The 21,392-nt window shown below is 70.8% G+C and carries 23 protein-coding genes; 14 read left to right on the top strand and 9 right to left on the bottom strand.

Annotation, left to right across the window (positions count from 1 at the left end):
- Positions 1–25: 25 nt before the first annotated feature.
- Positions 26–676, bottom strand: a complete 651-nt coding sequence (locus tag EL493_RS16365; RefSeq protein ID WP_019050461.1) for a CoA transferase subunit B — start codon at positions 674–676, stop codon at positions 26–28.
- Complete coding sequence (locus EL493_RS16370; protein ID WP_019050462.1) at positions 673–1,419, bottom strand: CoA transferase subunit A; 747 nt, start codon at positions 1,417–1,419, stop codon at positions 673–675. The genes EL493_RS16365 and EL493_RS16370 overlap by 4 nt, the downstream gene beginning before the upstream one ends.
- Before the next feature lie 254 nt (positions 1,420–1,673).
- Between EL493_RS16370 and EL493_RS16375 the strand changes: the two genes are divergently transcribed.
- Positions 1,674–2,453 carry an IclR family transcriptional regulator domain-containing protein gene (locus EL493_RS16375; RefSeq protein WP_019050463.1) on the top strand — a complete coding sequence of 260 codons (780 nt, stop codon included), beginning with the start codon at positions 1,674–1,676 and terminating at the stop codon, positions 2,451–2,453.
- Positions 2,454–2,471: 18 nt separating this feature from the next.
- Positions 2,472–3,680 (top strand): acetyl-CoA C-acetyltransferase, encoded by a 1,209-nt coding sequence (locus EL493_RS16380; protein ID WP_019050464.1) that lies wholly within the window; start codon positions 2,472–2,474, stop codon positions 3,678–3,680.
- A 21-nt stretch (positions 3,681–3,701) separates the two neighbouring features.
- On the opposite strand, the gene EL493_RS16385 is transcribed toward EL493_RS16380, so the two are convergent.
- Positions 3,702–4,421 carry a helix-turn-helix domain-containing protein gene (locus EL493_RS16385; protein WP_022565703.1) on the bottom strand — a complete coding sequence of 240 codons (720 nt, stop codon included), beginning with the start codon at positions 4,419–4,421 and terminating at the stop codon, positions 3,702–3,704.
- A gap of 381 nt (positions 4,422–4,802) precedes the next feature.
- Here EL493_RS16385 and EL493_RS16390 point away from each other — a divergent pair, with 381 nt between their 5' ends.
- The 6 genes from EL493_RS16390 to EL493_RS16415 all read left to right on the top strand — a co-directional run bounded on the left by EL493_RS16390 (position 4,803) and on the right by EL493_RS16415 (position 10,468).
- Positions 4,803–5,690 (top strand): NAD(P)-dependent oxidoreductase, encoded by an 888-nt coding sequence (locus EL493_RS16390; protein ID WP_019050466.1) that lies wholly within the window; start codon positions 4,803–4,805, stop codon positions 5,688–5,690.
- Positions 5,687–6,091 (top strand): nuclear transport factor 2 family protein, encoded by a 405-nt coding sequence (locus EL493_RS16395; RefSeq protein WP_019050467.1) that lies wholly within the window; start codon positions 5,687–5,689, stop codon positions 6,089–6,091. The genes EL493_RS16390 and EL493_RS16395 overlap by 4 nt, the downstream gene beginning before the upstream one ends.
- Entirely contained in the window at positions 6,088–7,155 is a 1,068-nt protein-coding gene (locus tag EL493_RS16400) for a maleylacetate reductase (protein ID WP_019050468.1), read from the top strand. The genes EL493_RS16395 and EL493_RS16400 overlap by 4 nt, the downstream gene beginning before the upstream one ends.
- On the top strand, positions 7,152–8,036 hold the full coding sequence (locus EL493_RS16405; RefSeq protein WP_019050469.1) for an intradiol ring-cleavage dioxygenase: 885 nt from the start codon (positions 7,152–7,154) through the stop codon (positions 8,034–8,036). The genes EL493_RS16400 and EL493_RS16405 overlap by 4 nt, the downstream gene beginning before the upstream one ends.
- 106 nt (positions 8,037–8,142) lie before the next feature.
- The gene (locus EL493_RS16410) at positions 8,143–9,360 is read left to right on the top strand and encodes an MFS transporter (RefSeq protein ID WP_019050470.1); all 1,218 of its coding nucleotides are present in this window, start codon (positions 8,143–8,145) and stop codon (positions 9,358–9,360) included.
- A 40-nt stretch (positions 9,361–9,400) separates the two neighbouring features.
- The gene (locus tag EL493_RS16415) at positions 9,401–10,468 is read left to right on the top strand and encodes a zinc-dependent alcohol dehydrogenase (RefSeq protein WP_022565702.1); all 1,068 of its coding nucleotides are present in this window, start codon (positions 9,401–9,403) and stop codon (positions 10,466–10,468) included.
- A 6-nt stretch (positions 10,469–10,474) separates the two neighbouring features.
- Here the strand turns inward: EL493_RS16415 and EL493_RS16420 are convergent, their stop codons facing one another.
- Positions 10,475–11,083 (bottom strand): hypothetical protein, encoded by a 609-nt coding sequence (locus EL493_RS16420; protein WP_019050472.1) that lies wholly within the window; start codon positions 11,081–11,083, stop codon positions 10,475–10,477.
- 206 nt (positions 11,084–11,289) lie between these two features.
- Between EL493_RS16420 and EL493_RS16425 the strand changes: the two genes are divergently transcribed.
- Positions 11,290–11,991: an LppU/SCO3897 family protein gene (locus tag EL493_RS16425; protein WP_126405728.1), complete on the top strand. Its 702-nt coding sequence runs from the start codon at positions 11,290–11,292 to the stop codon at positions 11,989–11,991.
- An 18-nt stretch (positions 11,992–12,009) separates the two neighbouring features.
- Here EL493_RS16425 and EL493_RS16430 read toward each other — a convergent pair whose 3' ends face one another.
- Positions 12,010–12,699 carry a GNAT family N-acetyltransferase gene (locus tag EL493_RS16430; protein ID WP_019050474.1) on the bottom strand — a complete coding sequence of 230 codons (690 nt, stop codon included), beginning with the start codon at positions 12,697–12,699 and terminating at the stop codon, positions 12,010–12,012.
- A 38-nt stretch (positions 12,700–12,737) separates the two neighbouring features.
- The gene (locus EL493_RS16435; protein WP_022565700.1) at positions 12,738–13,355 is read right to left on the bottom strand and encodes a TetR/AcrR family transcriptional regulator; all 618 of its coding nucleotides are present in this window, start codon (positions 13,353–13,355) and stop codon (positions 12,738–12,740) included.
- A gap of 109 nt (positions 13,356–13,464) precedes the next feature.
- Between EL493_RS16435 and EL493_RS16440 the strand changes: the two genes are divergently transcribed.
- Genes EL493_RS16440 through EL493_RS16455 form a run of 4 tightly spaced genes read left to right on the top strand, consistent with a single transcriptional unit; the run spans position 13,465 to position 17,685 of the window.
- Complete coding sequence (locus tag EL493_RS16440; RefSeq protein WP_019050476.1) at positions 13,465–14,823, top strand: flavin-containing monooxygenase; 1,359 nt, start codon at positions 13,465–13,467, stop codon at positions 14,821–14,823.
- A gap of 15 nt (positions 14,824–14,838) precedes the next feature.
- The gene (locus EL493_RS16445; protein ID WP_019050477.1) at positions 14,839–16,086 is read left to right on the top strand and encodes an NADH:flavin oxidoreductase/NADH oxidase family protein; all 1,248 of its coding nucleotides are present in this window, start codon (positions 14,839–14,841) and stop codon (positions 16,084–16,086) included.
- Between the two features lie 20 nt (positions 16,087–16,106).
- Positions 16,107–16,907 carry an SDR family NAD(P)-dependent oxidoreductase gene (locus EL493_RS16450; protein WP_019050478.1) on the top strand — a complete coding sequence of 267 codons (801 nt, stop codon included), beginning with the start codon at positions 16,107–16,109 and terminating at the stop codon, positions 16,905–16,907.
- 1 nt (position 16,908) lies between these two features.
- Positions 16,909–17,685, top strand: a complete 777-nt coding sequence (locus EL493_RS16455) for an acetoacetate decarboxylase family protein (protein ID WP_019050479.1) — start codon at positions 16,909–16,911, stop codon at positions 17,683–17,685.
- 13 nt (positions 17,686–17,698) lie between these two features.
- Here the strand turns inward: EL493_RS16455 and EL493_RS16460 are convergent, their stop codons facing one another.
- The 3 genes from EL493_RS16460 to EL493_RS16470 form a co-directional block, all read right to left on the bottom strand.
- Entirely contained in the window at positions 17,699–18,355 is a 657-nt protein-coding gene (locus tag EL493_RS16460; RefSeq protein WP_019050480.1) for a hypothetical protein, read from the bottom strand.
- Positions 18,356–18,489: 134 nt separating this feature from the next.
- Complete coding sequence (locus EL493_RS16465) at positions 18,490–19,590, bottom strand: NAD(P)H-dependent amine dehydrogenase family protein (protein WP_022565699.1); 1,101 nt, start codon at positions 19,588–19,590, stop codon at positions 18,490–18,492.
- A gap of 11 nt (positions 19,591–19,601) precedes the next feature.
- On the bottom strand, positions 19,602–20,393 hold the full coding sequence (locus tag EL493_RS16470) for an SDR family oxidoreductase (RefSeq protein ID WP_019050482.1): 792 nt from the start codon (positions 20,391–20,393) through the stop codon (positions 19,602–19,604).
- Between the two features lie 91 nt (positions 20,394–20,484).
- On the opposite strand from EL493_RS16470, the gene EL493_RS16475 reads away from it, so the two are divergent.
- Complete coding sequence (locus EL493_RS16475; RefSeq protein WP_019050483.1) at positions 20,485–21,360, top strand: helix-turn-helix domain-containing protein; 876 nt, start codon at positions 20,485–20,487, stop codon at positions 21,358–21,360.
- Positions 21,361–21,392 lie beyond the last annotated feature (32 nt).

Consider the following 21,392-nt stretch of genomic DNA (forward strand, 5'->3'; position numbering starts at 1 on the left):
GTTCGTCGCCGAGGGGGAGGCGGCGTCAGACCCCGGCCGCGTCCAGGGCCACCGTGAAATCGGCCGCCGTGGCGGCCCGGATCTCGGATACGTCGACTCCCGGCGCGGTCTCGACGAGGACCAGGCCGTCGGGGCCGATGTCGAAGACGGCCAGATCGGTGATGACGCGGTGCACGCAGCGCAGGCCGGTCACGGGCAGCGTGCACCGGTCGACGATCTTGGGTTCGCCGGCGCGGGAACGGTGTTCCATCATCACGATCACGCGCCGCGCGCCGTGCACCAGATCCATCGCGCCGCCCATGCCCTTGACCATCTTGCCCGGGATCATCCAGTTCGCCAGGTCGCCCCGGGCGCTGACCTGCATGGCGCCCAGCACCGCGACATCGACGCAGCCGCCGCGGATCATCCCGAACGAGGCGGCGGAGTCGAAGTAGGAGGCACCGGGCAACACGGTGATCGTCTCCTTGCCCGCGTTGATCAGTTCCGGATCCACCTCGTCCGCGCCGGGATAGGGGCCGACGCCGAGGACGCCGTTCTCCGAATGCAGGACCACGGCGACATCGGCGGGGAGGTGGTTGGGCACCAGTGTCGGCATGCCGATGCCGAGGTTGACGTACTGCCCGTCGCGGAGTTCGGCGGCGACGCGGGCGGCCAGTTCCTGGCGGGTGCGGGTCATGCGCGGACCGTCCTGTTCTCGATACCGACCTCGACCTTGCCGACGTGCACCACACGCTGCACGTGGATGCCCGGGGTGTGTACCTCGTCCGGGTCCAGCTCGCCCGGTTCGAGCAGTTCCTCGACCTGGGCGATGGTCACCCGGCCCGCCGCGGCCGCCGGGGGATTGAAGTTGCGGGCGCTGCGCCGGTAGACGAGATTGCCGTGCCGGTCGCCTTTCCACGCGTGGACCAGCGCGAAGTCGGTGACGATGGCGCGCTCGAGCACATAGGTCACCCCGTCGAAGACGCGGGTTTCCTTGGCGGGGCTCGCCAGCGCGATGCCGCCGTCGCCGTCGTAGCGCAACGGCAGCCCACCGTCGGCCACCTGGGTCCCCACCCCGGCGGGGGTGTAGAACGCCGGAATGCCGGCGCCGCCCGCGCGCATCCGTTCGGCGAGGGTGCCCTGCGGTGTCAGCTCCACCTCGAGTTCACCGGCGAGGAACTGGCGCGCGAACTCGGCGTTGGACCCGACGTAGGAGCTGGTGGTGCGCCGGATCCGGTGCGCCTCCAGGAGTACGCCGAGGCCGGAGCCCGCGGTACCGCAGTTGTTGCTGACCACCTCGAGCTCGCTCGCGCCGTGGGCGAGTACCGCGTCGATGAGTATCTGGGGCACGCCGACCAGGCCGAAACCGCCGACCGCGAACGACGCGCCGTCGTGGATATCGGCGACGGCGTCGGCTGCCGTCGCAATGACTTTGTCCATCACAGCGGCGATGCTAGCGGAGTGGTTCGTATCGCGCACGGATGTTCGTATGCCGAACGCTTGCGGGGGTGGCCGTAGTGGACGTACCTTGTTCGCTATGCGGATGAATGTTCGTGATGCGAACGCGCGACTACCGCGCATGCCGCGCTCCGGGTTTCGCCCGCGCGACGTAGCCTCGGGCGCGGCGCGATGAGTCGATGGCCGCCGCGGGGCGGCCGTCATCGCGCCCACCGGGAGAAGGAGTTACGGCAGCCATGACAGAACCGTCGCCGGATCACGTGCAGTCCCTCGGGCGCGGCCTGGCCGTCATCCGGTCGTTCGACGCCGAGCATCCCCGCCGCACCCTCAGTGAGGTCGCCACCGCCACCGACCTGACGCGGGCCACCGCGCGGCGCTTCCTGCACACCCTGGTCGAACTCGGCTACATGCGCACCGACGGCACCCAGTTCTGGCTCACGCCACGGGTACTCGAACTCGGCTACAGCTTCCTGTCCAGCCTGTCGCTGCCCGATCTCGCGGGCCCGCACCTCGAGGCGCTGGCCGAGAAGGTCAGGGAGTCGACCTCGGTGTCGATCCTCGACGGCCACGACATCGTCTACGTCGCCCGGGTTCCGGTGAGCCGGATCATGACCGTCTCGATCAATATCGGCACCCGGTTTCCCGCCTACGCCACCTCCATGGGCCGGGTCCTGCTCGCCGACCTCGACGACGTCGCCCTCGGCGACCACCTCGACCGGCTCGAACTGACCCCGCTCACCGACACGACCGTGACCACGAAACGGCAGCTGCGCGCCGAACTCGCCCAGGTCCGCGCCGACGGCTTCTGCGTCGTCGACCAGGAACTCGAACACGGCCTGCGCTCGATGGCCGCCCCGATCCGCGACCGGCACGGCACCGTCGTGGCCGCGGTGAACATCTCCACCCACGCCGCCCGCTACACGCTGCGCGACGTCCACGACTCGCTGATCCCCGCACTGCTCGCGACCAGCGCCGCGATCGAACACGACCTCACCCAGATCCGCTCCAACACCTGACCCCACCAAGGACGATCCATGCCCGAAGCTGTCATCTGCGAACCTCTGCGCACGCCCGTCGGCCGGTTCGGCGGCGTATTCGAAGCCGTTGCCCCGCAGGAACTGGCGGCGACGGTGATCACCGAACTGATCGCGCGTACCGGACTCGACGGCGGACACATCGACGACGTGATACTCGGCCAGTCCTCGCCCAACGGCGAGGCGCCGGCGATCGGGCGCATCGCCGCGCTGGACGCGGGTCTCGGCATCGGCGTGCCCGGCGTCCAGGTCGACCGGCGGTGTGGATCCGGCCTGCAGGCGGTGCTGCAGGCTTGCATGCAGGTGCAGTCCGGGGGCAGTGATCTGGTCCTGGCGGGCGGCGTGGAATCCATGAGCCGCACCGAGTTCTACGCCACCGACATCCGCTGGGGCGTCCGCGGCGACGGCCCGGTCCTGCACGACCGGCTCGCCAGGGCGCGGATCACCGCGGGCGGCAAGGACTTTCCGGTGCCAGGCGGGATGATCGAGACGGCGGAGAATCTGCGCAAGCAGTTCCGGATCAGCCGCACCGACCAGGACGCGCTGGCGGTGCAGTCACACCGGCGCGCGGTCGCCGCGCAACGGGAGGGGCGATTCGAGGCGGAGCTGGTGACCGTCACGGTGCCGCGGCGCAAGGGCGATCCGCTGCTGGTGCGCACCGACGAACACCCACGGGCCGACACCGATATCGAGTCGCTCGGGCGGCTGCGGCCGATCCGCCTGGGCGCCGACCCCGACGCCACCGTCACCGCGGGCAACTCCAGCGGCCAGAACGACGGCGCGGCCCTCTGTGTCGTGACGACGCCGCAGCGAGCGCGGGCGCTCGGACTGCGCCCCATGGCCCGGCTCGCCTCCTGGGCAGTGGCGGGCGTGCCGCCGGCCACCATGGGTATCGGGCCGGTCCCCGCGACCGAGAAGGCGCTCGCGCGACTGGATCTCACCCTCGACGACATGGCCGTGATCGAGCTCAACGAAGCGTTCGCCGCGCAGGCCCTGGCCGTGCTGCGGACCTGGCGGATCGAACCCGACGACCCGCGCGTCAACCCGAACGGATCGGGCATCTCGCTGGGGCATCCGGTCGGCGCGACCGGCGCCCGGATCCTGGCCACCCTGCTGCACGAACTGTCGCGCCGGGAAGGGCGATACGGGCTGGAGACGATGTGCATCGGCGGCGGGCAGGGCCTCGCGGCCGTGTTCGAACGTCTCTGAGCGCGATCGGGCCCGCCGCGGCTAGCTGTCGCGGCCGGTCCGCGCCGGGCTCGCGGCGTCAAGCAGGGCCAGCGCGTCGACCGCGTTCGTCACCCGGGCTGCGGGCTCGGCCCCGGATTCGCCGAGCTGGGCGGCGACCCATTCCCGCGACGGACCGGTCTCGTGGCGGCCCGAGACGAACCACACGCCGCGGGCCGGCTGCTCGGACTGGTTGACGTACATGTGCGGGCGGGTGGAGTCGAAGCACAGCGAATCTCCCGCGGAGATCGTGTACCGGTCGAAATCGAGCAGCAGCGTCAGCTCGCCGGCGAACAGGTAGGCGTATTCGGTGCCGGAGTGCCGCATCGGCATTCGGTCGATCGAGCTGGCGGCACCCGGCTCGTAGGTGACCAGGAGGGCGTCGGTGCCCGCGTCCGGGTCGACGGCGAGCTTCTCCCACCGCACCCCGTTGGCCATCTCCAGTACCGGGTTGTCCGCGGCGCGTTGCACCACTCCGGCCCGCCCCGTCGCGGCGGCCGGCGGTTCGCCGGTGCGGCCGTGCCGGATGCCCAGCAACTCGTCGAGGGAGACTTCGAGGTGGTTGACCAGTGCGTAGAGGGTGCTCACCGACGGCTGGGACTTGCTGTTCTCGATCTGGGAGAGCTGGCTGGCCGAGATCCCCGCCGCCGCGGCCACACCGCGCAGGCTCGACCCGCGGGCCAGACGCGCCTGCTTCAGGGCCGGGCCGATCCTGTCCTGCATCAGCGCACCTCTCGTCCACTCGCCGAACATCAACTATCAGTGAACACTACTTGTTCACTCTGAACGAACGGTGCCTGTGAACCCGCCGGGTGGCAGGGCTGGAGCGTCGCGGCACTGGTGAGGGGCTGGAAAGCGAAATTTCGCCGGGTGCGAGGCGACGCGGTGACCGAAGTGGGCGGCGGCCGTTTGTTGCGCAGTGGTTGACATCACTCGCCATGTGTTCAATGATACTGAACACATTCCCGGTGGCTCTCGCCCCGTTCCCCGTCATCGACGACGAAGGAGACCCGTGTCTTCCACGATTGCGCGACTTCGGTCGACCTGCTCGCCCCCGACCACTCGCCACGCGACCGCGAATCCCGCACCGGCGCAGGGATCGTCGTGCTGATCGGATTCGCCGGGCTGGGCCGGATGGGCCGCCCGATGGCCGCGCACCTGGCGGCCGCCGGACACACCGTCCTCGCCTACGACCCGATGGTCGCGGAGGCGCCCGCCTCGGTGACGCTCGTCGACACCGCCGGCGCGCTGGCCGCCACCGAACTGTCGATCAGCATGCTGCCCGACGGCGCCGCCACCCGCGCCCTGATCGTCGAGGGGCTGGCCGCCGTCGCGCCCGGCCACCTGCACATCGTGATGGGGACGGTCGGACCCGTCATCGTGCGCGAGCTGGCCGCGCTCTCCTGGGTGGAGGTGCTCGACGCGCCGGTGTCGGGCAGCGTGTCGATGGCCGAGACCGCGTCGATCACCACGATGGTCGGGGCGACGGCCGCGCAGTTCGACCGGGTCCGGCCGGTGCTGGCCGCCATGACCGCCGCCCAGTTCCACGCGGGCCCGGCCGGGTCGGGCTCCACCGCCAAGCTCGCCGTCAACGCCGTGCTCGCCGGGTTGAGTCAGGCTGTCGCCGAAGGGATTCTGCTCGCCGAAGCGGGGGAGCTGGACCCCGCCGTCTTCTACGACATCCTCAGCCACAGCGCGGCGGGCGCGCCGTATGTCGGCTACAAGCGGCAGGCCTACCTCGCGCCGGAATCGACCCCGGTCGCCGCGCCGGTGTCGCTGATCCGCAAGGACCTCGGCCTGGCCATGGAACTGGCCCACCGCCACCGGCTGCACCTGCCGGGCGCGCTCGCCGCGCTCACCGTGCTCGACGACGCCGTCGCCGACGGCCTCGGTCCGGCCGACATGGCGCAGATCCTCACCGCGCTGCGGCGCCGCAACCCGCCACGGACGCACGAAACCCCCTCCGCCACACCGACAGGAGCACTCTCATGACCGGCGACACCCTCGCCAGTACCGACATCGCCGCGACCATCCGCGCGCTCGAGGACGCCCGCTATGCCGCGGTCCTGGCCGGTGACATCGACACCTTCGCGGCCCTCGCGCACCCCGAACTCGCCTATACCCATTCCAACGCCGAGGTCGACACGCTCGACAGCTACCTCGGCAAACTCCGCGCGGGCCATTACGTCTACCACCGCATCGATCACCCGATCGCCCGGATCGCCGTCGTCGGCGACACGGCGGTGGTCACGGGGGAGATGCACGCCGACATCACCGCGGGCGGGGTCCGCAAGCGCCTGGCCAATCGGGCGGTGGCCGTGTGGGTGCGAGAGGGCGGTCAGTGGCTGCTGCTGGCGTACTGGCCCACCGTCATCCCGGGGGAGAGCCGATGACCGCGTTCACCTACGACGGCCTGCCGGGCCGCATCGTCTTCGGCGCGGGCACCGCCCGCACGCACCTGGCCGCCGAACTGGGTCTGCTCGGCGCGCAACGCATCCTGCTCATCGCCACCGACGCCGAGCACGGCACCGCCACCCGGCTGTGCGCGCCGTTCACCGACCGGGTGGCCGCGACCTTCACCGGGGTCCGCCCGCACGTGCCCGTGGAGGTCGCCGAACTCGCGCGCAAGGCAGCCGCCGAGGCCGACGCCGATGTGGTGCTCTCGGTGGGCGGTGGATCCACCACCGGCACAGCCAAAGCCGTCGCGCTGACGACCGGGCTGCCCGTCCTCGCCGTGCCCACCACCTACGCCGGGTCCGAGGTGACCCCGGTGTGGGGAATGACCGAGGACGGCCGCAAGACCACCGGTACCGACCGGCGGGTGCTGCCGAAGACCGTGATCTACGACCCGGAACTGACCGCCTCGCTGCCGGTGGAGCTGTCGGTGGCCAGCGGCCTCAACGCGACAGCCCACTGCGTGGAGGCGTTCTGGGCCCCGCGCCGCAGCCCGGTCGCGAGCGCGGTGGCCGAGGACGGCATCCGCCACCTGGTGCGCGGCCTGCGGACCGGCGCGACGGATCCCGGCAGCCGCGAGGACCTGCTGCTGGGCGCCTACCTCGCCGGTTCGGCCTTCGCCGTCGCCGGTTCGGGTCTGCACCACAAGATCTGTCACGTACTCGGCGGCGCCTTCGACCTGCCACACGCGCAGACCCACGCCATCGTGCTGCCGCACGTGCTGGCCTACAACGCGCCGCACGCGGGCGCGGCCGCCGACCGAATCGCCCGTGCCCTCGACCGCGCCGACATCGTCGCGGCCTTGCGTGATCTCGGCACCGGACTCGGCGTCCCCGCGGGGCTACGCGACCTCGGAATGACCGAATCCGGCGTCGACGCGGTGCTCGCGGACATCCTCGCGATCGCCCCCGCCGACAACCCCACCCCGGTCACTCCGGATGGCCTGCGCACTCTCCTGCACGGCGCCTGGGCCGGCACCGACCCCGCGAGGTCCGCGCCGTGAGCATCGACGACACCGTGGCCACGGACCGCGAGTCCGCCGTCACCGCCGAGGTGCTGGCCAGCTTCGCCACCACCCCCGACGCCCGGCTGCGGGCGATCATGACCGGCCTCGTCCGGCACCTGCACGCCTTCGCCCGCGAGATCCGGCTCACCGAGGCGGAATGGGCGGCCGCGATCGAATTCCTGACTCGCGCAGGCCATATCACCGACGCGCGGCGCCAGGAGTTCATCCTGCTCTCCGATGTGCTCGGACTGTCCATGCTGACCGTGGCGATCAACGCCCCCGCGCAGCCGGGCGTCACCGAATCCACGGTGTTCGGCCCGTTCTTCGTCGACGACGCCCCCGAGATCCCGCTGGGTGGTGACATCGCGCAGGGCGCCTCCGGCACCGCCTGTCATGTGTCGGGCCGGGTCCGTTCCGTGACGGGGGAGCCGATCGCGGGCGCCCGGATCGAGGTGTGGGAGGCCGACGACGACGGCTACTACGACGTCCAATATCCCGACGGCCGAACGGCCGGGCGCGGCTGGCTGCGCTCCGGCGCCGAGGGCGAATACCGGTTCTGGTCCGTCCTTCCCGCGCCCTACCCGATCCCGCACGACGGACCGGTCGGCGATCTGCTGACCGCGACCGGCCGCGGCCCCATGCGGCCCGCGCACCTGCACTTCCTGGTCACCGCCCCGGGTTACCGGCGGCTGATCACCCACATCTTCGTCGCGAACGATCCCTATCTGGACCACGACGCCGTGTTCGGCGTGAAGGACAGCCTCGTCGTCGACGTGGCACACCACGGACCGGGCACGCACGCTCCCGACGGGACGCTCCCGCGGAGTGGCTGGGCCGGTGTCGATTTCGACATCGTGCTCGCCCCCGCCGATCGCTGAGGCCGGCGCCCGCGACATCACCGTGCGGGGCGACGTTCGCCGCCCCGCGATTCGACGATCACCGCTGCCCGGGCTCGACCCGGCGGCTCACACTGGAGGTACGACGATGCGACGGAACCGTTGGATCGTGCTCGGCGGGTGTTTCCTCGCCTACCTGTTCGACGCCCTGGAAATCGTGCTGCTGTCCATGGCGCTGCCCACCATCCGCGCCGACCTGGGGCTGACCATCACCCAGGGCGGCCTGCTGGCCACCGCCACGCTGGTCGGCATCGGCGTCAGCAGCGTGCTGGGCGGCTACGTCGCCGACAACTTCGGCCGCAAGAAGGCCCTGCTCGCCTCACTGGCCACCTTCGGTGTCTTCACCGCGGCGACCGCGGTCGTGCCGAGCTTCGCGGCGTTCCTGCTGCTGCGGTTCCTGGCCGGGATCGGTCTCGGCGCGGTGTGGAGCGTGGTGTCGGCGTATGTGGTGGAGTCCTGGCCCGAGCGCAGCCGTGGTCGCGCCGCCGCGTTCGTGATCAGCGCCTTCCCCGCGGGCGGCGCGATGGCCGCCACCATCTCCGGCTGGTTCCTGCCGGACTGGCGGCTGATGTTCCTGGTCGCCGGGACCGCGGTGATCCTGCCGATCGTCGTCGTGGCCGTCTTCTTCACCGAATCCGCCACCTGGGCGGCGCAGAAGGCCGGCCACGCCGACGAGGTCGTCTCCGTGCGCGACGTGCTGGGTCCCACGCTGCGCCGCCGGACCCTGCTCGGCACCCTCATGGCCGCGCTGGCGCTGTTCGGCTACTGGGGCGCGATGACCTGGCTGCCCACCTACCTGACCACCGAGCGCGGCCTGCCCTCGACCTCGGTCGCACTCTTCGTCACGATCGTGAATCTGGGAATGTTCGCCGGTTACAACGGTTTCGGCTACCTCGCCGACCACATCGGCCGTCACCGCACGATCGTGCTCACCCTGCTGGGCGTCGCGCTGACCCTGCCGATCTACGCGATGACCACCCACCAGACCGCGCTGCTGTGGCTGGGACCGCTGTTCGGCGCGTTCACCGCCTTCTTCGGCCTGTTCGGTTCCTATCTGGGCGAACTGTTCCCGACCAGGGCCCGCGCCACCGGCGCCGGCTTCTGCTTCAACGTCGGCCGCGGCGTCTCGGCGCTGGCCCCGTTCATCCTGGCCGGACTGGCCGGCGGTATCGGCTTCCGGGGCGGGCTGCTCGTGTGCGCGGGGTTCTTCGGCCTCGCCGCCTTGGTGGCGCTGTTGCTGCCCCGCGCCGACGACGTCACCCCGCCGATCGCCGATCCCCGTGACGACGCGCCTGCCCGGGTGTGACCCGGTGACCGCTTCCGCCCCCTCCCCGAGGAGACATGCTGTGCCATCGACGATGCGGGCCGCCGTCTACCACGGCCCCCGCGACATCCGCCTCGAAGACGTCGCCGTTCCGGTCCCCGCCCCGGGGGAAGTCCTGGTCCGGGTGTCGCGGTCGGGGATCTGCGGGACCGACGCCGCCGAATGGACCACGGGCCCGAAAACCTTTCCCGTACACCACCAGCACCCGCACAGCGGCCACCTCGGGCCGATCATTCCCGGTCACGAGTTCGTCGGCGAGGTGGTGGAGGCCGAACCCGGCTCCGGGTTCCACGCCGGCACGCGGGTCGCCAGCGGCGCCGGGATCTGGTGCGGCGAGTGCCGTCGCTGTGCGGCCGGGCGCACCAACAAATGCGTGCGCTACCGGACCCTCGGGCTCAACGTGCACGGCGGCATGGCCGAATACGTCGCGGTCCCGACGCGAACGCTGCGGCCGCTGCCCACCGGCCTCACCGACGACCACGCGGCCCTGGCCCAGCCCCTCGCGGTCGGTATCCACGCGGCCCGCCGCGCCGGCGCGCGGGACGGCGACCGGATCGTCATCGTCGGGGCGGGCGCGATCGGCTCGTTCGTCCTGGCCGGATTGCGCCATCTCGGCGACTACGACATCACCGTGGTCGACATCGCCGCCGCCCGGCTCGCCCGCGCCGAACGCCTCGGCGCGGACCGCACGCTGCTCGCGACACCGTCGCTCGCCGATGCCGTCACCGGCGCCCTCGACGGCCACCGCCCCGAGATCGTCATCGAGGCCAGCGGCGCGCCGGGACAGCTGGCGATGGCACTGGAGCTGGTCGCCGACGGCGGCCGGGTGGAAGCGGTCGGTATCCCCTCGCGGCCACCGGAACTGGACCTGCACTCGATGATCTTCCGCGAGCTCACGCTCGAGACCACCCTCGCCCACGTCTGCGACACCGACCTGCCCGCGGCGCTGCGGACACTGTCCGAAAACCCTGTGCTGGGAACCGAATTCGCCGAGAAACCGATCGGCCTGGCACAGTTGCCCGCCGCGCTGGACCGGCTCGCGGAGGGACGGGTGGAGGGCAAGGTCCTCATCGACCCCGGCGTGCGCTGAGCGCGATCAGGGCTGACCGGTCACCACGGCGGTGACGGCGTCCAGGAAGGGCCGACCGCCCATCGCGTAGCCACCGGCGATCGCGCCGAGGACCAGGCCGACCGGGCCGGTGACGATGCTCAGGAAGCCGAGGCCGATGATCGTGCCGATGAGGCCGCCGAGCAGGCCGCCGACGACCACTCCCACCACATTGCGGTTGATCTCGTTGGTCAGCTGCGACATGGGGCTGATGGTCTGCATCTCGCCGATCTCGGCGGCACTGGCCTGCGGCGTCAGGACCAGGCGCCTGCCGCTGTCGGAGATGGTGTGCGCCACCCGGACCGTCGCGTCCCCGATCCGGTAGGTGAGCGGAATCCGGGTGACGACCTCCCCGGCGTCGGAAGTCAGCGTCACCTCGGAGATGTCCGCGGCGGCGGTGAAGGTGCCGTCGGCGACGGTGGTGGTGAGGACGCGGGAGAACTCGGTGAGCTCGGCCTCGTAGGTCACGGATTGTTCGGTCCCCGAGACGGTCTTCTTGTCGGCCGTGTCCACCGGTGCGGCGGTGGCGGCCCCCGCGGTGACCCACACGGCGGTACCGACCAGCAGTGCGGTGGCAGGGAAGAGACCGAGTTTCATCAGGAATTCCTTTGTGCACGAGGGGAAACAGTGCGACCATAGCCGATCGACACCGAGCACGAACTTTTGTGGTCCGCCACCGGGATTGACCAGACCCTGCGCGTCTTCGTTATCGAATAGATACCTGATCAAATTGGGCAGCGGACCAGCTTTCCGCTGTAAAACAGAGCGAATTCACAATTCGACATCGTCGCGCGCGGCCGTGTATGAACTGTCCAGCGAGTCGGGCGTTAGTCGGGACGTCCAGCGGGATGAGCGGGGCACGATTGATGGCGCGTCGGAAGAACTTTGCCCTGGTCGGCGTCTCGGTGGTGGCGATTCTGAGCCTGGCGGGATCGTTCTACGTCGCGCTTTCGCTGGCCGCCGGCATCGGGGACCGGATGTCGTCCGAACCCGAGACCGGAGCCGCCGCAACGGCATCGATGATCGAGGTTTCAGCGACCCAGCCACTGGGTAATATTCTCGATCTCGCCGGCGGAATTGCGTCCACAATGAGCAAATCCGCGACCAAGATGCCTCGCGTCGATCTGAATGTCGGCGATTGTGTGAATGTGGGCGCGGCCGAAATTCAGCCCGCCGCCTGTGGCAGCGCGAACTCCCGGTACCGGGTCGCCGAATTGGCCGCCGGCGGTGGGGCGTGCCCCGCCGACGCCGACCGCTCGCATGCCCGCACGCTGCCCGGCGGCGTGTCCGAAACCGTGTGCCTGGACATCGATTGGACCGTCGGCGCCTGCCTGAACCTGGCGGGTGGCGGCGTCGAGCACGTGGACTGCGCTGCCGCCGTCCCCGGCCGGGTCCGGGTGCTCGAGATCCGGCACGACACCACGGACGTGAACGTGTGCACGGCGGGTGACCGCGGCGTCGTCTACGGCGAGCGCCGCTACGTGGTCTGCGTCAGCTCCCGCTGAACCGCGGCGCCCGGACTGTCATTCGCGGCCGAGCCGGGCGGTCAGGCGCGCCCGGACATCGGGCCAGTCCTCGGCGGTGACGGCGAACTGGACACTGTCGCGGACGGTGCCGTCGACGCGTTTGAAGTGGCGGCGCAGGGTGCCTTCGTAGCGGGCGCCGAGGCGGGCGATCGCCTGCTGGGAGCGGTGGTTCCGGGTGTCGGTCTTGAATTGCACGCGACCGGCGCGCAGCGTCTCGAACGCGTAGCGCAGCAGCAGGAACTTGGCTTCGGGGTTGACCGCGCTCGCCCAGACCGCGGGAGTGTAGAGGGTGGCGCCGATCTCCAGCCGGGCGTCGCGGGGGCTGGTCTCCAGGTAGGAGGTCATGCCGATGACCGCGCCGGATGCGAAGCCCGCCAGGGGCCTGACCGTTCGGACCACCCACAGGTGGCGTTCGGGCATGGCCTGCCAGCTGGTGAGGAACTCGTCGAACGCTCGCAGATCGCGTGGCCGAAACGGGATGTGCGCCCAGACCGCGTCGTGGTCGAGCACCCGGAACAGCTCGGCGGCATCGGCCGCGGGATCCACCGGCGTGAGCCGAACGGTCTCGCCGACGAGTTCGGTACCGACGGGAACGGGCCAGATCAGATCCGGCCACGGCTCGTCGTCGGGGCGCGGATCCGCCACGGGCTCGAAGCGATTCACGTCGGCGAGGGCATCCTGGGGCACGTCCGGATCCTATGTGGGCTGCCCGGCCGCCCGCACCGTCATTTTCGGGCGAACACCGGCAGCGCCTGGACCACGGTGCGCGCGAAGGTCAGTACCCGTTGCCGCGGAAAGGTTTCGGGCTCGGCGAGGATGAGTCGGCCACTGTCCCAGAACAGGGAGTAGAGGGCGCGGGCGCACAGCTCGACATCGATCTCCGCACGCCGCTCGGCGGAGACCGCGCTGTCGACGAACTGCTCCAACGCCACGATCAACGCGCGGCGGCCACGGTCGAGCCTGCGGCGGAACGCGGGGGTGCTGCTGTCGACGAGGGCGAAGACCGCCTGCCAGCGCCGCGGCGCCGAGTGCACCGCGTCCAGGAACGACTCCAGCGCCGCGAGCACGGCTTCGACCGGATCCGCGGCGGCAGCGTCGGGCACGGCGTCGGCCACTTCCTGAAGGGCGGCGGCTTCTTCGCGGTCGAGCGAGGCGCGCAGCAGTTGCTCGGAATCGTCGAACTGCCCGTAGACGACCGGCCTGCTGACGCCGGCGGTGCGGGCCACGGTGTCGATGGAGACCTTGTGCACGCCCTGCTCGACGATGACCTGCAGGACCGCGTCGAGCAACTGTTCGCGGCGCTGCTCCGGCGCCATCCGTGCCGCGTATGCCGCTCTCGCCATCGCTGTCCCGCCTCCTCCGGTCGACCGGCCCGTCTTGACAATCATCGCCGGCCCCGCAAATACTACACCCTGTGTAGCTACAGAGACTGTAGCTTTGACAGGAGGGCTCATGACGCATCGGTACTGCATCATCGGGGCGGGATACACCGGCCTGGCCGTGGCGAAGGCATACACGGACCTGGGTCTGGACTACGACCACGTCGAGGCCACCGCCGCCATCGGCGGAAACTGGTCGCACGGCGTCTACGACTCGACCCACCTGATCAGTTCCAAGTCGGTCACCGAGTATCCGGACCATCCCATGCCCGCCTCCTATCCCGACTTCCCGAGCGCCGCGCAGATGCGCGACTACCTGCGCTCGTTCGCCGCCGAGTTCGGGCTCGACCGCCGCATCCGCTTCGACACCCTCGTCACCGACGTGGCCCCGCGGGACCCCACCGGCTCCACCGGGTGGCGAGTGACCTTCGGCGACGGGGAGGTTCGCGAGTACACCGGGGTGGTGGTCGCCAACGGGCACTACTGGGACACCCACGTGCCCACCTATCCGGGCACGTTCACGGGCACGCAGATCCATTCCAAGGACTACAAGCGGCCCGCGGACCTGGCCGGTGACCGCGTGCTCGTGGTGGGCGCGGGCAACTCGGGCTGTGACCTGGCGGTCGAGGCCGCTCTCACCTTCGGTACCGCGGAGCTGTCACTGCGCCGTCCCTACTGGTTCATCCCGAAGTACGTCTTCGGCATCCCGTCGGGGGCCTTCGACGTCGGATCGATTCCCACCCCGAAGTTCGTGCAGGAGATCGTGTTCCGGACCATCGTGGCGCTGGGTATGGGAGCCTTCGCCAGTTTCGGGCTGGACAAGCCCACCCACCGCATCTTCGACCAGGACCTGGTCGTCAATCAGCAGCTGCCGTACTTCCTCAAGCACGGCCGCATCCGGATCCGGCCGGAGATCGCCCGGTTCGACGGCACGACCGTGCGGTTCACCGACGGATCCAGCGGCGAGTACGACACCATCGTCTGGGCCACCGGCTTCAAGACCACCATCCCGTTCCTCCGTGAGGGACTGCTCGAGTGGGACAACGGTCAGCCCCGTCTGTCGGCGCACACCTTCGCCCCGGGATTGGCGAATCTGTATTTCGCCGGTCTGGTCGCGCCGCGCTCGGGAGCCGGTGCGCTGCTGACCAATTCGTCGCGGTTGCTCGCCGAGGCGGCGCTCCTGCAGCAACGCGTGGAACGCCCCGTCAGCGCGCTGTCGGCGCTGGTCGCCGAGCCGTCGGCACGGATTCTCGCCGGTGGACAGGAACTGCGGTGGGAGATCCTGCGCGGCCGGATGCTGATCCGCGCGCTGGATCGGCTCACCACCCTCGGCGCACTCGTCACCGGCCGCCCGGCGCCGCGTCCGCCGGCCGCGCCACGCCCGGCCGACCGAACTCCGCGTGCGCGTACCGCTTTCGACCACAGCCACTGATCCAGGAGAACCACCATGTCATCCACCCGCACACCCGGCACCGTCACCGTGGGCAGCCCGCTGCGCCTGCCGTGCGGTATCGCCCTGCCCAACCGCCTCGCCAAGGCCGCGATGAGCGAACAACTCGGCACCATCGCCGGGGCGCCGTCCCCGACCCTGGTCCGCCTCTACAGCGCCTGGGGGCGCGGCGGCGCCGGACTGCTCATCACCGGAAATGTGATGATCGACCGCCGGGCCTACGTCGAGCCACGCAATGTCACCCTCGAAGACGACCGTCATCTGGAGGATTTCGGCAACTGGGCGCGCGCGGGCGGCCGCGACGGGGCGGTGATGGTCATGCAGATCAATCACCCCGGCCGGGTCGCGGTGGGCCCGCTGCACCGCAAGCCGGTCGGACCGTCGGCCGTGCGGCCCGCGGTGCCCGGATACAACCTGCGCAAACCCCGCGAACTGACGGTGGCCGATATCGCGGACCTGCGCTGCCGCTACGTCCGGACGGCGGAACTGGCCGTGCGGGCGGGATTCGCCGGGGTGCAGATCCATGCCGCCCACGGCTACCTGCTCTCGCAGTTCCTGTCGCCGATCGCCAACCGCCGCACCGACGGCTACGGCGGCGGCCCGGACGGGCGCAGCCGGCTGCTGCTCGAGGTCGTCGCGGACGTCCGGGCGGCGATCGGTCCGCACGCGCTGGTGTCGGTCAAGCTGAACTCGGCCGACTTCCAGGAGGGCGGCCTCGACATCGACGAGTCCCTCGACATCGCGCTCGCGCTGGAACGGGCGGGCGTCGATCTGCTCGAGATCTCCGGCGGCAACTACGAAGCGCCCGCGATGACGGGGGTGGTGGCGGACCGCACCCGCGCCCGCGAGGCCTATTTCCTCGACTACGCGCTGCGACTGCGGGCCCGGACCACCACGCTGCCGCTCATGCTCACCGGTGGACTGCGGACCGCCCGATTCATGAACGACGTCCTCGGCGCAGGCTCGATCGACGTGGTCGGCATGGCTCGTCCCTTCGCCCTGCGTCCCGATGTGGCCCACCGGCTGCTGGCCGGTGCGTCGGAACCGGCGACGCTGCCCGGCGCGCCGCAGCTACCGGCCTGGCCCGGGATGGCGCCGGTGAACTCCTATCTTCAGTTGGCGTGGCACGCTCGGAACTTCCGTGCCCTCGCCGGGGGTGCCGCCGTGGTGACGGGGCCCGGCGCGGCGCGCACCCTGCTCGGAGCCGGGCTCAGCGTCACCGCCCACGCCCTCACCCAGCCATGACGTCGAAGGAGCACCCAGCCATGAGCCTGCCCACTCCCACCCCCGGTAGCCGTGCCGTCGTCACCGGCGCGTCGTCGGGCATCGGCGCCGCGCTCGCCGACGGCCTCGCCCGGCGCGGCCACGCCCTGATCCTGGTGGCCCGCCGCAAGGATCGTCTCGACGACCTCGCCGCCCGGTTGCGGACCACGCACGGCGTCGAGGTGGACGTCCGCGCGGTTGACCTCGCCGACCGCGACGCGCGGGCGACGCTGTGCGACGAGCTCGCGGGCACGACCGTCACGGTGCTGTGCAACAACGCCGGCTACGCCACCTACGGCGAACTCGCCACCGCGGACCCCGAGCGGGAACGCCGCGAGGTCGAGCTGAATTGCGTTGCCGTGCACGATCTCACGCTGGCCGTGCTGCCGGGCATGGTCGCCCGGAACAGCGGGGCGATCCTGATCACCGGGTCCACCGCGGGCAACCAGCCCGGCCCACGCAACAGCACCTATGCCGCGACCAAGGCCTTCGCGAACACCCTCGCCGAATCCCTGCACGCGGAACTGGCCGGCACCGCAGTGGTGTGCACGCTGCTGGCGCCGGGCCCGGTCCGCACGGAATACGCCGAGGCCGCAGGCGTTTCCAATCTCGACGCCCTCGTCCCAGCCCCGCTCTGGGTGAGTGCCCAGGACGCCGCCGAAGCGGCGCTCGCCGGTACGGCCGCCGGGCGGCGTCGCGTGGTGCCCGGGATCTTCGCCAAGGTGCAGACCGTCGGCGGCCGGTACACCCCGCGGGCGCTGATCGGTCCGGTCATGCGCACCGTCTACGGAAGGCTGCGGTGAGATGAGCTGGGAACCCGCGGTCCGCACACCGGGCCGGACCTTCGGCGGCGATCTGCGCCGGGCCTTCGCGCTCGCTGATCCGCGCGGCAGCCTCTACCGCGACGCCCACTACTTCAGCGCCACCGTCGAGATCGACCCGGAGCGGATGGCCCAGTGGCTGCCCGCCGGAGTGCGCCTCACCGCGCGGCCGCGCGCGGACCTGTTCATCGCGTTCTTCCCGGACTGCAACTACGGGTCGGTGTATCACGAGGCCGGGTTGTTCGTGCATGTCAGGACGGTCCAGGGCACCGGAATCCACTGTCCCTGGATGATTCTCGACGACGACGTCGCCCTCGTCATGGGCCGTGAACTGCTCGGCTACCCCAAGAAGCTGGGCGAGATAGAATGGCGGCTCACTGATTCCGAGATCCACGCCGCCGCGACCCGGCGTGGGGCACAGCTGTTCACGATGCGGGGGCGGCTCGGCGCGGTGATCGACAACCCGCCACCGATCCTGTCGCGCCCGCACCGCAATGTCGTCGGACTGTCCGGCCTGTTCCCCGCCTTCCTGCTGGCCTTCACCCCGCGCGAAGAGGTGATCGAGGTGCGCCGGATCGAGGACTTCCAGCTGGATCTCGCGGGTTCCGAACGAGATCCACTCGACCAGATGGGCATCGGTCGCGTCGTCGAAGCCCGCCTGCACCGAGTGGATCTGTACGCCGGAAGAATCCCGCCTCTCCCGATCCGCCCCTACACCCCTCTGTTCACCGCGACCCGGCTCCGACCGCGCACGCTGTAGGGCGCCGGGGGTCTCAGCTGACAGTCGCCGTGATCTTGATTCCCGGGGTCACCTTGTACTCGGTGGCGAAGGTGATCGTCTCGCCCTGCGTCAGGATCCCCTGGCACAGCGTGCCGCCATTTTCGCCGGTGGCCACCTTGACCACGGCCGTGGTCGTCTTCAGCGTGGCGGTGGCATTGGTGTAAGTCATGGCGGTGTGATGGGTGAAGAACCCGCACGAGTAGCCGACGGCGGTGCGGAACACCATGTTGATGGAATTGAACTGGTCGCCGTTGACGATCGAGGTGGTTCCGGTGGCGGCGTTGTACGAGCCTGCGGTCAGGTTCGACGGGCCCGCCGCCACGGTGGACATGCCCTGCCACGCGGTGCCGTCGGGGCCGGTGCAGGTCACCGGGCTCGTGCCCTTGATCGTGCCCAGTCCGGACGTGGTCCGGGTCCCGGAGGGTAGAGAGCCGGTCGAGGACAGTCCCGCGCAGGTGAACACCGTCGCCCCGCTCTTGTTCTTCACGGTCAGCTGACCCGACACCGCGGAGAACGCGCCGTCCCCGTTGGGGTTGACGACCGTCCATGTGGTGGTGCCCGCGTGGGCGGGTGCGGTCGCGGTGAGCGTGGCAGCCATCGGAACGGCCAGCGTGATCGCGGCGATGGCGCGGCGCAGGGTGTAGGTCATGGCGGTCTCGATTCGTCAAGCAGGAGAACGCATTTCGCGGAACGATCCGCGTGATGCACCGGACGTGGCGGCCCGGTGGCGCGACGGTAGCAACGAAACCTGTTACTTAGCAGAGCTTTTGAACTATTAGTGTTTCAGTGTGTCGGGTCCGGAACTCTTCGGGTCGGGTCGGCGAGGCCGGTGCCGGTGATCAGGGGGAGATCGAGGGTGGTGCGGATACCGGGCGGGGCGGCCACGACGGCCGGGATGGCATTGACCAGGCGCATGGCGGTGCCGACGAGACTCGCGTGGTTGTGGTCGCCGTGGTCGCTGAACATGGCCAGGTCGAGCGTGTAGTGCGGTTCGCCGGTGACCTCGACCCGGTAGGACCCGCCGGTACGCGCGGGCTGTGGCCAGTCGGGCGCGAGGTCGGCGCGCAACCGGGTGACGTGTTCGAGCACCGTGACCGCACGGTCGCCGACCATGCCGCGGACTTCGAACCGCAGCGCCGCCGCGGTCCCCTCGGGGATGGTGCCCGAGTCGATGTCGAAGGTCTCCGGCGCGGGCAGGCGCTCGAAATCCTGGGTGACGGAATCGAGTTCGACGCCCAGGCCCTCCGCGAGCTGGCGCACCACGCTGCCCCAGGCCAGGGACAGCACGCCGGGTTGCAGCAGCAACGGAGTCTCGGTCATCGGACGGCCGAAGCCCATGATGTCGAACATGACCGCGGGGTTGTCGTAGGTCGAATAGTCGACGATCTCGAGGCAACGCACCTGCTCGACGCTGCGGCACGTGCCCAGCAGTGCCAGCGGCAGCAGGTCGTTGGCGAAGCCCGGGTCGATCCCGTTGACGAACAGCGACGCGTTGCCCTGCGCGGCCGCCTGTTCCACCGGCTCGAGCAGGTCCGCGGGCAATACGTCCCAGGGGTACTGCAGGAACACCGGGGCGCTGGCCACGACATTGATCCCGGCCGCCAGCAGCATGCGCAGGTCGGCCAGGGCCTCCACCAGCCGGTTGTCGGTCATGGCCGTGTAGACCACGCAGTCGGGGCGCAGCGCCAGGATCCGCGCCGTGTCGGTGGTCGCGAGAATGCCGGTGGCGGTGGTTGTTCCGGCGAGCTCGGCCGCGTCGCGACCCACCTTGTCGGGGCCCGAGACCTGGACGCCGACCAGGTCGAGCCGGGGATCGGCGAGCACGCCCGCCAGTGCGTGCCGCCCGACATTGCCGGTGCCCCAGTGCACTACGCGATGAATCATGGTCGTCGTCCTCACAGATCGGGAAGGGGAATGGCCAGGTTGGGCGCGATGAGACCGCCGTCGACCTCGAGTACCTTCCCCGTGAGGAACGACCCGGCGGGCGAGGCGAGGAACAGCGCGGCATGGGCGATGTCGGCGGGCTCGCCGAGGCGGCCCAGCGGGGTGGCCCGCTCCATCTGCGTCCGCATCTCGTCGTTGCCCGCGACGACGGCCAGCGCCGAGGTCAGGATCGAGCCGGGGGCGATGGCGTTGACGCGGATGCGGGGGCTCAGATCCATGGCCGCGGTGCGGGTGTAGTGCGCCAGCGCGGCCTTGGCCGTCGCGTACGCGGCGAACGCGCGCCCGGGCAGCCTGCCCATGGTCGAGGTGATGTTGATAACCGAACCGGTGCCCGCCGTCGCGAGCATCTGCGGAACGGCGGCCCGCATCAGCGCGTGCGCGGTCCCGACATTGAACGAGAACGCCTCGGCGAGATCGTCGGGGGAGGTGTCCAGCAGCGGCCGCGGCAGCGCCCCGCCCACATTGTTGACGACGATGTCCAGCCGCCCGAACTGCTCCACCGCGGTCCCGGCGAGACCGGCGACGGCGTCGGGGTCGGCGAGATCGGCGACGACGACGTGCGCGCGCCGGCCCGCCGCCGCCACCTCGTCGGCGACCTGCCGCAGGTCGGACTCGGTGCGCGCGGCGATCACCACGTCGGCACCCGCCTGCGCGAAACCGACGGCGATCGCGGCGCCGAGCCCGCGTCCCGCTCCGGTGACGACGGCGACCCGGTCGTCCAGGCGAAATTGGTCGAGAATCATGGTCCCACCTTGTGTGTCGAATACTCGACTAATATGTGGCGAATAGTCGAAGCAGTGTAGGGCGGGCCGAGCCCGTGGACAAGGGGTCGTCATGCCGGAATCCGCCTCGCCGCCGACCCGCCGGGTCGTCGAGGTGATGGAGTTGCTGACGCGGACCGAACGGGCGCTGACCGCGTCGGAGGTCGCCGCGGCGCTGGGCCTGGCCCGCGCCACGGTCACCGCCGTGCTCGCCGAGCTCACCGACGCGGGCTGGCTCCGGCGCGACCGCGACCGGCGTTTCGGTCCGGGGCCGGCGCTCGCGAGCTTGCGCCCGGCCGGCCTCGAGACGCCGGGCGCGGCGGTGCTCGCCGCGCTGAAGGAACTCGCCGTCGCCGCGCACTGTGGCGTCACGCTGAGCCGGATCGCCGACGGCCGGCTCACCGTGGTGGCCAAGGAATACGCGCCCGGCGGTCGGATCGTGCCGGGACTCGCCGTGGGACAGTCCATTCCGCTCGGCTATCCCGCCGGCGCCGCGGTGATGCCGTGGCGGACCGAGGCCGAACGGCGCGCCTGGCTGGCCACCGCGACCGGTCCGGCGCGGCGGGGCGCGCCCGCGCTGCTGCGGTTCGTCACCACCCACGGGTGCGCGATGTTCCGCCCCGATTCCGACGACGCCGGTCTGGTGGAGGTGCTCGCGGAGCTGCTGGGAGCGGTCGGTGCCGAGGTGGTGCAGCCGGAGCTGCGCGCCCGGGTGCTGCGTCAGCTGGCCCGCCTGACCGCCCGGCCCTATCGGGACGCCGACCTGGACAGTGCGGAGCCGATGCCGGTGAGCTACCTGTCGGCGCCGGTGTTCGGCGGCGCCGCGGCGCCGTACGAGGTGCAGATCGGTCCGCTGCGGTCCACGGTGAGCACGAGCGAGCGCGCGCACTACGTCGCGACGATCCGGGCGGGCGCCGAGGCACTGTCCGCGGCGCTTTCCGTACTTTGAGGTACGGAACACTGTTCCGGAGAGTATGGTCG

This window comes from Nocardia asteroides (assembly GCF_900637185.1).
Taxonomy (GTDB): Bacteria; Actinomycetota; Actinomycetes; order Mycobacteriales; family Mycobacteriaceae; genus Nocardia; species Nocardia asteroides.

Bases quoted from the DNA above. Each gene is read 5' to 3' on its own strand.
- EL493_RS16365 (WP_019050461.1), bottom strand. From the start codon at position 676: ATGACCCGCACCCGCCAGGAACTGGCCGCCCGCGTCGCCGCCGAACTC.
- EL493_RS16370 (WP_019050462.1), bottom strand. From the start codon at position 1,419: ATGGACAAAGTCATTGCGACGGCAGCCGACGCCGTCGCCGATATCCAC.
- EL493_RS16375 (WP_019050463.1), top strand. From the start codon at position 1,674: ATGACAGAACCGTCGCCGGATCACGTGCAGTCCCTCGGGCGCGGCCTG.
- EL493_RS16380 (WP_019050464.1), top strand. From the start codon at position 2,472: ATGCCCGAAGCTGTCATCTGCGAACCTCTGCGCACGCCCGTCGGCCGG.
- EL493_RS16385 (WP_022565703.1), bottom strand. From the start codon at position 4,421: ATGCAGGACAGGATCGGCCCGGCCCTGAAGCAGGCGCGTCTGGCCCGC.
- EL493_RS16395 (WP_019050467.1), top strand. From the start codon at position 5,687: ATGACCGGCGACACCCTCGCCAGTACCGACATCGCCGCGACCATCCGC.
- EL493_RS16400 (WP_019050468.1), top strand. From the start codon at position 6,088: ATGACCGCGTTCACCTACGACGGCCTGCCGGGCCGCATCGTCTTCGGC.
- EL493_RS16410 (WP_019050470.1), top strand. From the start codon at position 8,143: ATGCGACGGAACCGTTGGATCGTGCTCGGCGGGTGTTTCCTCGCCTAC.
- EL493_RS16420 (WP_019050472.1), bottom strand. From the start codon at position 11,083: ATGAAACTCGGTCTCTTCCCTGCCACCGCACTGCTGGTCGGTACCGCC.
- EL493_RS16425 (WP_126405728.1), top strand. From the start codon at position 11,290: ATGAACTGTCCAGCGAGTCGGGCGTTAGTCGGGACGTCCAGCGGGATG.
- EL493_RS16435 (WP_022565700.1), bottom strand. From the start codon at position 13,355: ATGGCGAGAGCGGCATACGCGGCACGGATGGCGCCGGAGCAGCGCCGC.
- EL493_RS16440 (WP_019050476.1), top strand. From the start codon at position 13,465: ATGACGCATCGGTACTGCATCATCGGGGCGGGATACACCGGCCTGGCC.
- EL493_RS16445 (WP_019050477.1), top strand. From the start codon at position 14,839: ATGTCATCCACCCGCACACCCGGCACCGTCACCGTGGGCAGCCCGCTG.
- EL493_RS16450 (WP_019050478.1), top strand. From the start codon at position 16,107: ATGAGCCTGCCCACTCCCACCCCCGGTAGCCGTGCCGTCGTCACCGGC.
- EL493_RS16455 (WP_019050479.1), top strand. From the start codon at position 16,909: ATGAGCTGGGAACCCGCGGTCCGCACACCGGGCCGGACCTTCGGCGGC.
- EL493_RS16460 (WP_019050480.1), bottom strand. From the start codon at position 18,355: ATGACCTACACCCTGCGCCGCGCCATCGCCGCGATCACGCTGGCCGTT.
- EL493_RS16465 (WP_022565699.1), bottom strand. From the start codon at position 19,590: ATGATTCATCGCGTAGTGCACTGGGGCACCGGCAATGTCGGGCGGCAC.
- EL493_RS16470 (WP_019050482.1), bottom strand. From the start codon at position 20,393: ATGATTCTCGACCAATTTCGCCTGGACGACCGGGTCGCCGTCGTCACC.
- EL493_RS16475 (WP_019050483.1), top strand. From the start codon at position 20,485: ATGCCGGAATCCGCCTCGCCGCCGACCCGCCGGGTCGTCGAGGTGATG.